The 13,830-nt window shown below is 59.7% G+C and carries 17 protein-coding genes; 8 read left to right on the forward strand and 9 right to left on the reverse strand.

All coding sequences use genetic code 11. The features are described 5' to 3' along the window. The first annotated feature begins 19 nt into the window (after positions 1-19). A complete protein-coding gene (locus tag ACI77I_RS09185) occupies positions 20-868 on the forward strand; it encodes a carbon-nitrogen hydrolase family protein (protein ID WP_094950419.1) in 849 nt (282 codons plus the stop codon). 16 nt (positions 869-884) lie between these two features. Continuing rightward, complete coding sequence (gene tldD, locus ACI77I_RS09190; RefSeq protein ID WP_406997362.1) at positions 885-2,327, forward strand: metalloprotease TldD; 1,443 nt, start codon at positions 885-887, stop codon at positions 2,325-2,327. A 45-nt stretch (positions 2,328-2,372) separates the two neighbouring features. On the opposite strand, the gene yjgA is transcribed toward tldD, so the two are convergent. Continuing rightward, positions 2,373-2,894: a ribosome biogenesis factor YjgA gene (yjgA, locus tag ACI77I_RS09195; RefSeq protein ID WP_064450713.1), complete on the reverse strand. Its 522-nt coding sequence runs from the start codon at positions 2,892-2,894 to the stop codon at positions 2,373-2,375. Positions 2,895-3,002: 108 nt separating this feature from the next. On the opposite strand from yjgA, the gene pmbA reads away from it, so the two are divergent. From pmbA to ACI77I_RS09225, 6 genes are all read left to right on the forward strand, one after another. After that, positions 3,003-4,349, forward strand: a complete 1,347-nt coding sequence (gene pmbA, locus ACI77I_RS09200; RefSeq protein WP_094950421.1) for a metalloprotease PmbA — start codon at positions 3,003-3,005, stop codon at positions 4,347-4,349. Positions 4,350-4,496: 147 nt separating this feature from the next. Beyond that, on the forward strand, positions 4,497-4,892 hold the full coding sequence (locus ACI77I_RS09205; protein ID WP_242154471.1) for a FagA protein: 396 nt from the start codon (positions 4,497-4,499) through the stop codon (positions 4,890-4,892). Then, a complete protein-coding gene (locus tag ACI77I_RS09210; RefSeq protein ID WP_406997363.1) occupies positions 4,885-6,261 on the forward strand; it encodes a class II fumarate hydratase in 1,377 nt (458 codons plus the stop codon). The genes ACI77I_RS09205 and ACI77I_RS09210 overlap by 8 nt, the downstream gene beginning before the upstream one ends. 27 nt (positions 6,262-6,288) lie before the next feature. Then, positions 6,289-6,732 carry a hypothetical protein gene (locus ACI77I_RS09215; RefSeq protein WP_094950424.1) on the forward strand — a complete coding sequence of 148 codons (444 nt, stop codon included), beginning with the start codon at positions 6,289-6,291 and terminating at the stop codon, positions 6,730-6,732. 1 nt (position 6,733) lies between these two features. Then, on the forward strand, positions 6,734-7,345 hold the full coding sequence (locus ACI77I_RS09220) for a superoxide dismutase (protein WP_406997364.1): 612 nt from the start codon (positions 6,734-6,736) through the stop codon (positions 7,343-7,345). A 32-nt stretch (positions 7,346-7,377) separates the two neighbouring features. Beyond that, positions 7,378-8,271: a ZIP family metal transporter gene (locus tag ACI77I_RS09225; RefSeq protein ID WP_242154475.1), complete on the forward strand. Its 894-nt coding sequence runs from the start codon at positions 7,378-7,380 to the stop codon at positions 8,269-8,271. Between the two features lie 37 nt (positions 8,272-8,308). Here ACI77I_RS09225 and ACI77I_RS09230 read toward each other — a convergent pair whose 3' ends face one another. From ACI77I_RS09230 to lptC, 8 genes are all read right to left on the reverse strand, one after another. Continuing rightward, on the reverse strand, positions 8,309-8,581 hold the full coding sequence (locus ACI77I_RS09230; RefSeq protein ID WP_094950427.1) for an HPr family phosphocarrier protein: 273 nt from the start codon (positions 8,579-8,581) through the stop codon (positions 8,309-8,311). A 15-nt stretch (positions 8,582-8,596) separates the two neighbouring features. Further along, the gene (rapZ, locus tag ACI77I_RS09235) at positions 8,597-9,454 is read right to left on the reverse strand and encodes an RNase adapter RapZ (protein ID WP_083360130.1); all 858 of its coding nucleotides are present in this window, start codon (positions 9,452-9,454) and stop codon (positions 8,597-8,599) included. 2 nt (positions 9,455-9,456) lie between these two features. Next, on the reverse strand, positions 9,457-9,921 hold the full coding sequence (gene ptsN, locus ACI77I_RS09240; RefSeq protein ID WP_094950428.1) for a PTS IIA-like nitrogen regulatory protein PtsN: 465 nt from the start codon (positions 9,919-9,921) through the stop codon (positions 9,457-9,459). A 12-nt stretch (positions 9,922-9,933) separates the two neighbouring features. Next, a complete protein-coding gene (gene hpf, locus ACI77I_RS09245; protein WP_010170586.1) occupies positions 9,934-10,239 on the reverse strand; it encodes a ribosome hibernation-promoting factor, HPF/YfiA family in 306 nt (101 codons plus the stop codon). 75 nt (positions 10,240-10,314) lie between these two features. Further along, positions 10,315-11,808, reverse strand: a complete 1,494-nt coding sequence (locus ACI77I_RS09250) for an RNA polymerase factor sigma-54 (RefSeq protein WP_094950429.1) — start codon at positions 11,806-11,808, stop codon at positions 10,315-10,317. A gap of 184 nt (positions 11,809-11,992) precedes the next feature. After that, positions 11,993-12,718: an LPS export ABC transporter ATP-binding protein gene (gene lptB, locus ACI77I_RS09255; protein ID WP_094950430.1), complete on the reverse strand. Its 726-nt coding sequence runs from the start codon at positions 12,716-12,718 to the stop codon at positions 11,993-11,995. Between the two features lie 3 nt (positions 12,719-12,721). Further along, a complete protein-coding gene (gene lptA / locus ACI77I_RS09260) occupies positions 12,722-13,270 on the reverse strand; it encodes a lipopolysaccharide transport periplasmic protein LptA (RefSeq protein ID WP_094950431.1) in 549 nt (182 codons plus the stop codon). Beyond that, a complete protein-coding gene (gene lptC, locus ACI77I_RS09265) occupies positions 13,257-13,829 on the reverse strand; it encodes an LPS export ABC transporter periplasmic protein LptC (protein ID WP_242154477.1) in 573 nt (190 codons plus the stop codon). The genes lptA and lptC overlap by 14 nt, the downstream gene beginning before the upstream one ends. Position 13,830 lies beyond the last annotated feature (1 nt).

Below are 13,830 nucleotides of genomic sequence, written 5' to 3' on the forward strand. Positions count from 1 at the left end.
CTTTACGGAGTGTTGGCCTATGTCCTTTGCGGTAATTCAAATGGTCAGCCAGAGTGACGTCCTGGCCAACCTGGCTCAGGCCCGGCGCTTGCTGGAGCAAGCGGCGGCGGGCGGTGCGAAGCTGGCGGTACTGCCGGAAAACTTCGCCGCCATGGGCCGTCGTGACGTCGCCGACATTGGTCGCGCCGAAGCCTTGGGCGAAGGCCCGATCCTGCCGTGGTTGAAACAGGCCGCCCGCGACCTCACCTTATGGATAGTGGCCGGCACATTGCCGTTGCCGCCTAAGGACCAACCGAACGCCAAATCCAACGCCTGCTCGCTCTTGATCGATGATCGGGGTGAAATCGTCGCCCGTTACGACAAACTGCACCTGTTCGATGTCGACGTGGCGGATGCTCGAGGTCGTTATCGCGAATCCGACGACTATGCTTTCGGTGGCAATGTTGTCGTGGCGGACACGCCGGTGGGGCGCTTGGGCCTGACGGTATGCTACGACTTGCGGTTCCCCGAGTTGTACAGCGAATTGCGTGCGGCGGGGGCTGAATTGATTACCGCGCCCTCGGCCTTTACGGCGGTGACCGGCGCTGCACATTGGGATGTGCTGATTCGTGCGCGAGCCATCGAAACCCAGTGCTACCTGCTGGCAGCCGCCCAAGGCGGCGTACACCCAGGCCCACGGGAAACCTTTGGCCACGCAGCAATTGTCGACCCTTGGGGGCGCGTGCTGACACAACAGGATCAAGGCGAAGCGGTGTTGTTGGCCGAACGCGATAGCAGTGAACAGGCGTCGATACGGGCGCGCATGCCGGTGGTCAACCATCGGCGCTTTTTCTCGCAGGGCGCGCAGCGGCCTGCTTCGGAACGATGAATTTAAGGCCAAACCTATGAGCGAGTTGTTGTCCTCAGTCAGTGAACACCTCCTGGCACCCGGTGGCGTGACCATCGAAAGCTTGCAAACCGTGCTCGGCGATCTGGCCGGGCCAGGTATCGACGCGGCCGACCTGTATTTCCAAGGGCAGATTTCCGAGTCTTGGGCCCTCGAAGACGGCATTGTCAAGGAAGGCAGCTTCAACCTTGATCAAGGTGTGGGCGTGCGCGCGCAATCTGGTGAGAAGACCGGGTTTGCCTACAGCAACGCCATTACCCTTGAAGCCCTGGGCCTGGCGGCGCGTGCGGCACGCTTAATCTCTCGCGCCGGCCAGAACGGCACGGTGCAGGCATTCAGCACCCAGGATGTGGCTCAGTTGTACGCGCCGGATAACCCTCTGGAAGTGATCAGCCGTGCGGAAAAGGTCGACTTGCTCAAGCGTATCGATGCGGCCACCCGTGCCCTCGACCCGCGTATCCAGCAAGTCACCGTGAGCATGGCCGGTGTGTGGGAGCGCATTCTTGTGGCGTCCACCGACGGCGGGTTGGCGGCGGATGTACGGCCGCTGGTGCGGTTCAATGTCAGTGTGATCGTCGAGCAGAACGGTCGCCGCGAGCGCGGTGGCCATGGCGGCGGCGGGCGCACCGACTACCGTTATTTCCTCACTGAAGACCGCGCCATGGGCTACGCCCGCGAAGCGCTGCGCCAGGCACTGGTCAACCTTGAAGCCATTCCGGCGCCAGCCGGTACCTTGCCGGTGGTACTGGGCTCGGGCTGGTCTGGGGTTTTGCTGCACGAAGCGGTGGGCCACGGCCTGGAAGGCGACTTCAACCGCAAGGGCAGTTCCGCCTACAGCGGGCGCATGGGCGAGATGGTCGCGTCCAAGCTGTGCACCATTGTCGATGACGGCACCCTGGCCGGTCGACGTGGTTCGCTGAGCATCGACGACGAAGGCACGCCGACCGAGTGCACCACGCTGATTGAAAACGGTGTGCTCAAGGGTTACATGCAAGACAAGCTCAACGCCCGCCTGATGGGCGTGGCGCGTACTGGTAACGGCCGCCGCGAGTCCTACGCGCACCTGCCGATGCCGCGTATGACCAACACCTACATGCTCGGTGGCGAAAGCGACCCGGCGGAAATCATTGCCTCGGTAAAACGCGGGATCTACTGCGCCAACCTCGGCGGCGGCCAAGTGGACATCACCAGCGGCAAATTTGTGTTCTCCACCAGCGAGGCGTACCTGATCGAAGACGGCAAGATTACCGCGCCGGTCAAAGGGGCAACGTTGATTGGTAACGGGCCAGAAGCCATGAGCAAGGTGTCGATGGTCGGTAACGACCTGTCGCTGGACAGCGGCGTGGGCACGTGCGGTAAAGATGGGCAGTCGGTGCCGGTCGGCGTTGGTCAGCCAACCTTGAAGATTGATGCGATCACCGTGGGTGGCACGGGGTCGTAAAAGGTGGAGCTTCGGGTGGCGCAGAACGCCACCCGGGGAAGAGGATCAGCGCAGGCCGCGTTGAGTCTCGTCCAGCTCACGGATGTACTTGAAAATTTTACGGCTGGTGGCCGGAGCCTTGTTTTGCGCCAGTTCGTGCTGGGCCTGACGGATCAGGGAGCGCAGTTGCTGGCGGTCCGCGTCCGGGTAGTCCAACACGAACTTCTCCAATACAGCGTCATCGCCCGAAATCAGGCGGTCACGCCAACGTTCCAGGTTGTGGAAACGTTCGTTGTATTGGCGAGTGGAGGCATCGAGTTGATCGAGCAGGGTCAGAATGGCGTCAGTGTCCTGATCGCGCATCAGTTTGCCGATAAACATGATGTGCCGTTTACGCGCGATATTCGCGGTGTGCTTAGGTGCATCAGCCAGGGCCCGGCGCATTTCGTCGGTCAGTGGCAGTTTTGCAACCAAGTCAGGCTTGAGCGTTGTAAGGCGCTCGCCAAGGTCAACCAGAGCATGCAGCTCGCGTTTGACCTGGGTTTTGCTTTTCTCCCCATCGAGGGAGTCGTCGTAAGAATCAACCATGGTGGCAGTCCGCAAAGAAACGCCGCCATGATAACCAGTCGGGGGCCGCTTGTCCGGCCCGGTCGCTCGATGGCCTTAACCGAAAGCAGAATTTGAGTGGAGAAAACCATGAGTGCAGCCCAAAGCGTCGGTCCGCAAGCGTTACCGGCACTGCAGGAACAAGTCGAGCAGATCCTTGCCGAGGCCAAGCGCCAGGGGGCCAGCGCCTGTGAAGTGGCGGTGTCGCTGGAGCAGGGGCTGTCGACGTCGGTGCGCCAGCGGGAAGTGGAAACCGTCGAATTCAATCGCGACCAGGGTTTTGGTATCACCTTGTATGTAGGGCAGCGCAAGGGCTCGGCGAGTACGTCGGCCAGCGGGCCCGAAGCGATTCGCGAGACGGTCGCCGCTGCGTTGGCGATTGCCAAGCACACCTCCGAAGATGAAAGCTCAGGCTTGGCTGACAAGGCACTGATGGCCAAGGACTTGAAGGATTTCGATCTGTTTCACACTTGGGACATCACGCCTGAACAGGCTATCGAGCAGGCGCTGATCTGCGAAGCGGCAGCGTTTGATGCTGATCCTCGCATCAAGAATGCTGACGGCACCACCTTGAGTACCCATCAGGGCTGCCGCGTGTATGGCAACAGCCACGGGTTTATCGGTGGTTACGCCTCCACTCGCCATAGCTTGAGCTGTGTGATGATTGCCGAGGCCGATGGCCAGATGCAGCGTGATTACTGGTATGACGTGAGCCGCCAAGGCGAATTGCTGGCTGACCCGGTCAGCATTGGCCAGCGCGCAGCCCAGCGTGCGGCGAGCCGCCTGGGCGCGCGCCCGGTACCGACCTGTGAAGTGCCGGTGCTGTTTTCGGCAGAGCTGGCCGGCGGGTTGTTCGGCAGCTTCCTGGGCGCGATTTCCGGCGGCAACCTCTACCGCAAGTCTTCGTTCCTTGAGGGCGCAATCGGCCAGAAACTGTTTCCTGAGTGGCTGACCATTGATGAGCGCCCGCACCTGATGCGCGCCATGGGCAGTTCGGCGTTCGACGGTGATGGCCTGGCCACTTATGCCAAACCGTTTGTCGAAAAGGGCGAGTTGGTCTCCTACGTTCTCGGTACTTACGCTGGCCGCAAGCTTGGCCTGCCAAGCACCGCCAACGCCGGTGGCGTGCACAACCTGTTCGTGACCCATGGCGACGAAGACCAGGCGGCGTTGCTGCGTCGTATGGGCCGTGGCCTGCTGGTGACCGAACTGATGGGCAGTGGCCTGAATATGGTCACCGGTGATTATTCCCGCGGCGCGGCGGGTTTCTGGGTAGAAAACGGCGAAATTCAATTCGCCGTGCAGGAAGTCACCATCGCCGGCAACATGCGCGACATGTTCAAGCAGATCGTTGCCGTGGGTAACGACCTGGAACTGCGCAGCAACATTCGCACCGGTTCGGTGTTGATCGAGCGGATGACTGTCGCCGGCAGCTAATCACTCTCGCGCTCAAAAAAAGGCACGCCATCGTACAGATGGCGTGCCTTTTTTTATGGCCGAGTCACAGGTGGATTAATGTGCTGCACTTGTTTTGATTCTCAATATCATTTAATAATAAATATCATTATCGAATGAGTGTGGATCATGAGTTCTGTCCTGCATGAGGATCCGTACCTGGAAAGCTGGCGCTGGATGAGTCGTCAGATTCGCTGCGGCCTCGATCCCAATGAACCTCGCCTGATCGAACATTACCTCAATGAGGGTCGGTACCTGGCGTGTTGCACCGCGACCCATCCGTGGACGATCGCCGAAACCTCATTGCGCCTGCTGATCGACACCGCCCGCGATATCGCCTTGCCCTGGCATTGGCGCTCCATGTGCCTGGACCAGGCGTGGCGCCCGCTGCGCGACCTGGAAAACCTCTCCCACTGTGCCTGCCGCCTTAAGCGCTGGCAGGCCTTTGCCTGGCAATTGGCGACCTGCGAATTGCTGCCTTCCATTTCTGTTTCTGACCTGGTGCAAGGATCTTCCGATGAGTAACACCCGTATCGAACGCGACAGCATGGGCGAACTGCAAGTACCGGCCGAGGCCTTGTATGGCGCACAAACCCAGCGCGCGGTGAACAACTTTCCGATCAGCAACCAGCGCATGCCGGCGCAATTCATCCGCGCCCTGATCCTGGCCAAAGCCGCTGCGGCCAAGGCCAACGTCGACCTAAAGCAGATCAGCGAAGGGCAGGGCAAAGCCATTGTCGATGCCGCCCAGGGCTTGCTGGAGGGCGATTACATGCCGCACTTCCCGGTGGATATCTTCCAGACCGGCTCCGGCACCAGCTCCAACATGAACGCCAACGAAGTGATTGCGACCCTGGCCACACGTTTGTTGGGCGAGGCGGTCAACCCTAACGACCACGTGAACTGCGGCCAAAGCAGCAACGACATCATTCCCACCACCATCCACGTCAGTGCCGCCTTGGTGCTGCATGAGCAAACGCTGCCGGCGCTGTTGCACTTGGTGCAGGTGATCGAGCAAAAGGCCGAGCAAGTGCATCCGTTCATCAAGACCGGCCGCACCCACTTGATGGACGCCATGCCGGTGCGCATGAGCCAGGTGCTCAACGGCTGGGCGCAGCAGCTCAAGGCCAATATCGGTCACTTGCAGGACTTGCTGCCGAGCTTGCAGGCCCTGGCTCAGGGCGGCACGGCGGTCGGCACCGGGATCAACGCACACCCGGAATTCGCCGCGCGTTTCAGCCAGCAACTGAGCAACCTGACTGGCGTGAAATTCATCCCGGGCAGGAACCTGTTCGCATTGATCGGCTCCCAGGACACAGCCGTTGCCGTGTCCGGCCAGTTGAAAGCCACCGCCGTCTCGCTGATGAAAATCGCCAATGACCTGCGCTGGATGAACTCCGGACCGCTCGCAGGCCTGGGTGAAATCGAGCTGGAAGGCCTGCAACCGGGCTCTTCGATCATGCCGGGCAAGGTCAACCCGGTGATCCCGGAAGCCACTGCCATGGTCGCGGCCCAAGTGATCGGCAATGACACGGTGATTACTGTCGCGGGGCAATCCGGCAACTTCGAGCTGAACGTGATGCTGCCGATCATCGCCCAAAACCTGCTCAGCAGCCTTGAACTGCTGGCCAATTCGAGCCGCTTGCTGGCCGACAAGGCCATCGCCAGCTTCAAGGTCAACGAAGCCAAGCTCAAGGAAGCGCTGTCGCGCAACCCAATCCTGGTCACCGCACTCAACCCGATCATTGGTTACCAAAAAGCCGCTGAAATCGCCAAGAAGGCCTATCAGCAAGGCCGTCCGGTAATTGATGTCGCTCTCGAGCACACTGACTTGTCACGTAGCCAACTGGAGATCCTGCTGGATCCGGAAAAGCTTACGGCGGGCGGCGTGTAATCACCGACTCTGCTTTGGAGGCTCACCATGGAGCACTGGAAACGCACGATCGAACGGGCCAATCGCTGCTTTATGCAGGGCGAACTGGTCGACGCTCGCGAGGCCTATTTGCAAGCCCTGGCCCTGGCTCAAGTGTTATTCGAGCGTTGGGCGGATGCCGACGAAGCAGTGGCGGCTTGCGTCATTTCCCATCACAACCTGGCGGACCTGCACCTGCGCCTGAACCAGCCTGAGGAAAGCGCGGAGTACCTGTGTGCTATCCATCAGCGCCTGCTGCAGACCCTGCAGGACCCGCGCCTGAGCCGGCAATTGCGCGAGGCGGCGCTGCGCCAGAGCAGCAAGACCTACGTCGAACTGTTGAACTTCATCAGCGATCACGGCGAGTACCCGCGAACCCATCGCTTGTTGGGTGGCGCTGCGGTGCAAACGGATGCGTCGATCCGCAACAGTCCTTATTACGGAGCACATTGATATGTCCTACACCTTGCCTGCCCTGCCTTACGCCTACGATGCCCTGGAGCCGCATATCGATGCGCAAACCATGGAAATCCACTACACCAAGCATCACCAGACCTACATCAACAACCTGAATGCGGCGGTTGAGGGCACTGAGTTTGCGGGCTGGCCGGTTGAGAAGTTGGTGTCCAGCGCCCAGCAGTTGCCGGAAAAACTGCGTGCCGCAGTGATCAACCAAGGTGGCGGCCACGCTAACCACTCGCTGTTCTGGGCGGTGATGTCGCCCAAAGGCGGCGGTAAACCTGAGGGCGTGCTGGGCAAAGCGATCGAGGAACAGTTGGGTGGTTTCGACAGTTTCAAGGAAGCCTTCACCAAGGCTGCCCTGACGCGTTTCGGCAGTGGTTGGGCCTGGCTGAGCGTTACCCCACAAAAGACCCTGGTGGTCGAAAGCAGCGGCAACCAGGACAGCCCGCTGATGAACGGCAATACGCCGATCCTCGGTCTGGACGTCTGGGAGCACGCCTACTACCTGCTCTACCAGAACCGTCGTCCGGAATACATCAACGCCTTCTACAGCGTGATTAATTGGCCGGAAGTCGCCGCACGCTACCAGGCCGCCTTGGCCTGATATTGACCCTATAACACGACCTAAGGCCGACTATGGGCACTGAAATACTGGCGATCAGCAGCGGACGAATGTTTCGTTATGCGTTTGGCTCACTGCTGCTATTGGCAGGTACTGCATTGCTGGTGGCCCACGGGCTGGCCTGGCTGGACCTTGAACCGCGCATCCTGCGTGCCTTGCAGGGCGGGTCGATCTGCGCGCTCGGCACGGCGCTGGGCGCGGTGCCGGTGCTGGTGATTCGTCGGATGCCGGTAGCGCTCAGCGATACATTGTTGGGCTTTGGTGCTGGAGTGATGTTGGCAGCAACTGCCTTTTCGCTGATCGTGCCGGGTATCACTGCCGCTGAAGGCCTGGGGCTTTCGCCCTGGGGCGCCAGCGGCTTGATCAGCTTTGGGATCATGCTGGGAGCGTTCGGGCTGTACCTGGTCGACCGCAAGGTCTCCGGCGCCAGCCCGGAAATGCTGGTGGGCACGCCGGATAAACCGGTGATCCCACCCCGCATCTGGCTGTTTGTGTTCGCCATCATTGCCCACAACATTCCGGAAGGCATGGCGGTGGGTGTCTCCGCAGGTGGCGGCATGCCGGATGCCGATAGCCTGGCCATGGGCATTGCCCTGCAGGACGTGCCGGAAGGTTTGGTGATTGCGCTGGTCTTGGCCGGGGCCGGGATGTCGCGGGTCAAAGCGTTCCTGATCGGCGCCGCGTCAGGGTTGGTAGAGCCGGTGTTCGCTGTGTTGTGCGCGTGGCTGGTGAGCCTGGCGGAAGTTTTGTTGCCGCTGGGCCTCGCGCTTGCGGCTGGTGCGATGTTGCTGGTGGTGACTCACGAAGTGATCCCCGAATCGCGCCGCAATGGTCACGAAAAGCTTGCCAGCTTGGGGTTGTGCATCGGGTTCTGTTTAATGATGGTGATGGATACAGCTCTGGGGTGAGGCTGTTGCAGCCTCACATCCCTCTCAAAGGGTGGGTTTACTCACCTTCGTCGAAGTAGTTATTGATCAGCGCCACCAAGGCATCCATCGCTTCCTGTTCCTGCTCGCCTTGCGTCTTCAGGTGAATCTTGGTGCCCTTGCCGGCGGCCAGCATCATCATCGACATGATGCTCTTGCCGTTGACCATGGACTCCGGCGTGCGCCCGGCGTAGATCTCGCAAGGAAATTGTCCGGCAACGCCGACGAATTTAGCGGAAGCGCGAGCGTGCAGGCCCAGCTTGTTGATGATTTCAATTTCCAGAGCGGGCATCGCGGGGTGGTCCTTTCAGCTAAGGTCGCGGTGGCGAACCTGGACGTTCTTGAGGGTTTGCTGCAGCACCTGGCCCAGGCGTTCGGTCAGGTAGACGGAGCGATGGTGGCCGCCGGTACAGCCAATGGCAATGGTGACATAGGCCCGATTGCTCGCAGCAAAGCGCGGCAACCATTTGAGCAGGTAGCTGGAGATGTCTTGGAACATCTCCTCTACATCCGGCTGCGCGGCCAGGTATTCGGCCACAGGCTGATCCAGCCCCGACTGTTCGCGCAGTTCTGGCTTCCAATAAGGGTTAGGCAGGCAACGCACATCAAAGACCAGGTCGGCGTCCACCGGCATGCCGCGCTTGAAGCCAAACGACTCGACCAGAAAAGCGGTACCGGGCTCTGGCTGGTTCAGCAGGCGCAGCTTGATGGCATCCCGCAATTGATACAGGTTCAGGCTGGTGGTGTTGATCTTGAGGTCGGCGAGGTCAATGATCGGGCCGAGCAGCGTGGTCTCGTCCTCAATGGCTTCGGCCAGGGAGCGATGCGGGCTGCTGAGGGGGTGGCGTCGGCGGGTCTCGGAAAAGCGCTTGAGCAGCGTTTCTTCGTCCGCATCCAAGTAGAGCACATCGCAATGAATGTGCTTGGCGCGCACTTCCTCGAGCAATTGCGGGAATCGCTCAAGGTGGCTGGGCAGGTTGCGGGCGTCAATCGAAACGGCAACCAGGGGTTGTGCCAATTCAGTGTGGATCAGCGCGCGCTCTGCCAGTTCAGGCAGCAGGCCCGCAGGCAGGTTGTCGATGCAATAGAAGCCGTTGTCCTCAAGAACGTTGAGGGCAGTGCTTTTACCCGAGCCGGAACGGCCGCTGACGATGATCAAACGCATGATTACTGCCCGCTTTGTTCATCCAGGACAACCTGATAGAGCGCCTCGTTGGTGCTGGCACTGCGCAGTTTGTCGCGTACTTCCTTGCGGTCGAGCATGCTGGCGATCTGCCGGAGCAGTTCCAGGTGTGCATCGGTGGCGGCTTGCGGGACCAGCAGAACGAACAGAAGGTCGACCGGTGCGCCGTCGATGGCGTCGAAATCAATTGGTGCATCGAGGTGCAACAGGGCGCTCACTGGGGCTTCACAGCCTTGCAGGCGGCAGTGAGGAATCGCGATACCGTTGCCAAAACCGGTTGAACCGAGTTTTTCACGGGCGATAAGTGCCTCATACACAGCTTGCGTATCCAGTTCGGGCACTTCGCGGCCGATCAGGTTGGCAATTTGTTCTAGGGCGCGCTTTTTACTGCCGCCCGGCACGTTCACGAGAGAACGGCCGGGGGTCAGGATGGTTTCAAGTCGGATCATGGGTGGGGAGTGTTAGCGGCCTGTGCCCTGAAGAAGGCTCTGCTGCTTTTCCTTATGCTTTTTGATTTGGCGATCCAGCTTGTCGGTCAGGTCGTCAATGGCGGCATACATATCTGAATGCTCAGCATTGGCGACGACTTCCCCGCCGGGTATACGCAAGGTGGCTTCGATTTTCTGCTTCAGCTTTTCGACAGTCATGATGACTTGCACATTGGTGATCTTGTCGAAATGCCCCTCAATTCTTTTGAGCTTTTCGCCTATGTAGGCGCGCAGCGGTTCGGTCACTTCCAGTTGGTGTCCACTGATATTGACTTGCATACAGCTTCTCCTTCGTTGCCAGTGCATAAAGCGGCGGGTAGGAATACCCGCCACTGGAACGCTATGGCCCGCCCGTCACATCAAACGCTTACGCTCGCTGGAAGGCGCGATCCCGAGGGACTCGCGGTACTTGGCGACGGTTCGACGGGCGACCTGAATGCCTTGTGCCTCCAGTAAACCAGCGATCTTGCTGTCACTCAACGGCTTTTTCTGATTTTCCGCGGCAACCAGTTTTTTGATGATCGCGCGGATCGCCGTGGACGAGCATTCGCCGCCTTCGGAGGTGCTGACGTGGCTGGAGAAAAAGTATTTCAACTCATAAATACCCCGTGGGGTATGCATGAATTTTTGCGTGGTCACCCGGGAAATCGTCGATTCGTGCATGCCCACCGCTTCGGCGATGTCGTGCAGCACCAGCGGTTTCATGGCCTCGTCGCCATATTCCAGGAAGCCGCGCTGGTGCTCGACGATCTGGGTGGCCACTTTCATCAGGGTTTCGTTGCGGCTCTGCAGGCTCTTGATGAACCAGCGCGCTTCCTGCAACTGGTTGCGCATGAAGGTGTTGTCGGCGCTGGTGTCGGCGCGGCGCACAAAGCCTGCGTATTGCGGGTTGACGCGCAGGCGCGGCACCGATTCCTGGTTCAATTCCACCAGCCAGCGCTCGTTGTCCTTGCGCACGATCACGTCGGGAACCACGTATTCGGCTTCGCTGGACTCGATCTGCGAGCCCGGGCGAGGGTTGAGGCTCTGTACCAGCTCAATGACCTGGCGCAGGTCGTCTTCCTTGAGCTTCATGCGGCGCATCAGCTGGCTGTAGTCGCGGCTGCCCAGCAGGTCGATGTAGTCGGTGACCAGGCGCTGGGCCTCAGCGAGCCAAGGGGTCTTGGCCGGCAGTTGGCGCAGTTGCAGCAGCAGGCACTCGCTGAGCGTGCGAGCGCCGATACCGGCGGGCTCGAATTGTTGGATGCGGTGCAGGACGGCTTCGATTTCGTCCAGTTCAATGTCCAGTTCCGGGTCGAAGGCCTCGAGGATTTCATCAAGGGTTTCGTCCAGGTAGCCCTGGTTATTGATGCAGTCGATCAGGGTGACGGCGATCAGGCGATCGGTGTCCGACATCGGCGCGAGGTTCAGTTGCCACAACAAATGGCTTTGCAGGCTCTCGCCGACGGACGTACGGGTGGTGAAATCCCACTCGTCATCATCATTGCTCGGCAGGCTGCTGGCGCTGGTCTGGTAGACGTCTTCCCACGCGGTGTCCACGGGAAGCTCGTTGGGAATGCGCTCGTTCCATTCGCCTTCCTCAAGGTTATCCACCGTCGGGGCGGTTTCCTGATAAGAGGGTTCCTGCACGTCGGCGTTGGGTTTTTGCTCGATGTTGTCGGCCAGCGGGTCTGCATTATCGAAGTCGTCGCCTTCTTCCTGGCGTTCGAGCATCGGATTGGACTCCAGGGCCTCCTGGATTTCCTGTTGCAGGTCCAGGGTCGACAATTGGAGCAGGCGGATGGCCTGTTGCAGCTGCGGTGTCATCGTCAGCTGCTGGCCCATTCTCAGGACTAGCGATGGTTTCATGGCAGGGGCTTAACACCTTATTCGCCGGCGCAATGCGCCATCCACGACAGGGCGCGTGAGCGCCAAACATAAGCAAATTATATGCCTGATATCGGGGGCTTTGCCTAGAGCGCGGTAGCAATAAAAAAAACGAGGTTTTTATTGACTCCCGCGCGCCTTGGCGAATGGCCAGACACCACAGTGCTTACAGGCGGAACTCATGGCCCAGGTACACTTCCTTGACCAGTTCGTTGGCCAGGATAGTGGCTGAATCGCCTTCGGCGATCAGCTGGCCATCGTTGACGATATAAGCTGTTTCACAGATATCGAGGGTCTCACGGACGTTGTGGTCGGTGATCAATACGCCGATACCCTTGGCCTTGAGGTGATAGATGATCTGTTTGATGTCGCCGACCGAGATCGGGTCGACGCCGGCAAACGGTTCGTCCAGCAGGATGAACTTAGGCGCAGTGGCCAGGGCGCGGGCGATTTCCACACGGCGACGCTCACCACCGGACAAGCTCATGCCGAGGTTGTCGCGAATGTGGTTGATATGGAACTCCTGCAGCAGGCTTTCCAGCTCCTTGCGGCGGCCATCACGGTCGAGTTCCTTGCGGGTCTCAAGGATCGCCATGATGTTGTCGGCCACTGACAGTTTGCGGAAGATCGACGCTTCCTGGGGAAGATAGCCGATACCTGCACGTGCACGACCGTGCATGGGCTGATGGCTGACGTCCAAGTCGTCGATCAGTACGCGCCCTTGATCCGCCTGAACCAGCCCGACGATCATATAGAAGCATGTGGTCTTGCCGGCACCGTTCGGGCCAAGCAAGCCGACGATCTGGCCACTGTCGATCGAAAGGCTCACGTCGCGTACGACCTGACGGCTTTTATAGGCCTTGGCCAGATGCTGGGCTTTCAGGGTTGCCATTCGTTAGTTCGCCTTCTTCGCGTCAGCTTTCTGCTTCGGCTGGATAACCATGTCGATACGCGGGCGAGGTGCGGTGACCTTGCTGCCATTGGCGCGGCCGGCCTGAGCGATCTGCTTCACGGTGTCATAGGTGATTTTTTCACCTTCCGTGGTGTTGCCATCGGTGCTGACCACTTTGGCCTGATCGATCAGGACAATGCGGTTCTGCTGGGCGTGGTACTGGATGGTCTTGCCGTAGCCCTTCATCGGGGCGGTATCGGCGGGCGCCTGCTTCTGTTCGAAATAGGCCAGGTTGCCCACCGACGTCACCACGTCAATATCGCCGGCCGGGGTACGCGTGAGCGTCACCGTGTTGCCGGTGATTTTCATCGAGCCTTGGGTGATGATCACGCCGCCGGTGTAGGTGGCCACACCTTGTTTGTCATCCAGCTGCGCATCGTCAGCCTGAATGTGGATCGGTTGCTGGCTATCGTTCGGCAGAGCCCAGGCGCTCACGCTTCCCAGTGCTGCGCCCAGACCGAGCAAAATAGGGAGGGTTTTAACGAGCCTCATACTGTCCTCTTACGTTCGATAGCAGGTGTATCCTGCTTTCTTTCAAATACGCTTTCATTCCCTTGCCAGTCGATACACCGCCAGCGCCGTCGATTCTAACGTCTTGCTCGGTCTGCGCATATTGCTGTTGTGGGAAAACGGTCATGCGACTGCTGGTAATGATGGTGTCGCGGTTCTTATCGTCGGTGCGTGCAACGCGGACCGAGTCGATCAGTTCTACCTGGGTGCCACCCTTGTTCACCTCACCGCGCTTGCTGGTGACATGCCATGGGAACTCGGTACCGCGGTAGAGGTTCAGGTCGGGGTTGGTCAGTAGGCTGACGTCCGTGGCCTTGAGGTTTTCGACTTTATCGGCGGTCATTTCGTACTGAACCTTGCCGTCAGGCAGGAACTGTATGGTGTGGGCGTTGATGGCGTAATAGGCGATAGCGCTCTCGTCGACGGCCACTACAGGCTTGTCGAGAAAGCGCTCCGGGCTGATATTCCAGTAGCCCACCGCCAGGAACAGCGCGGCGATCACCCCGAATAACAGAAATTTGCGAATCTTTTTGCTCAGCATA

This window comes from Pseudomonas sp. D47 (assembly GCF_045447305.1).
Taxonomy (GTDB): Bacteria; Pseudomonadota; Gammaproteobacteria; order Pseudomonadales; family Pseudomonadaceae; genus Aquipseudomonas.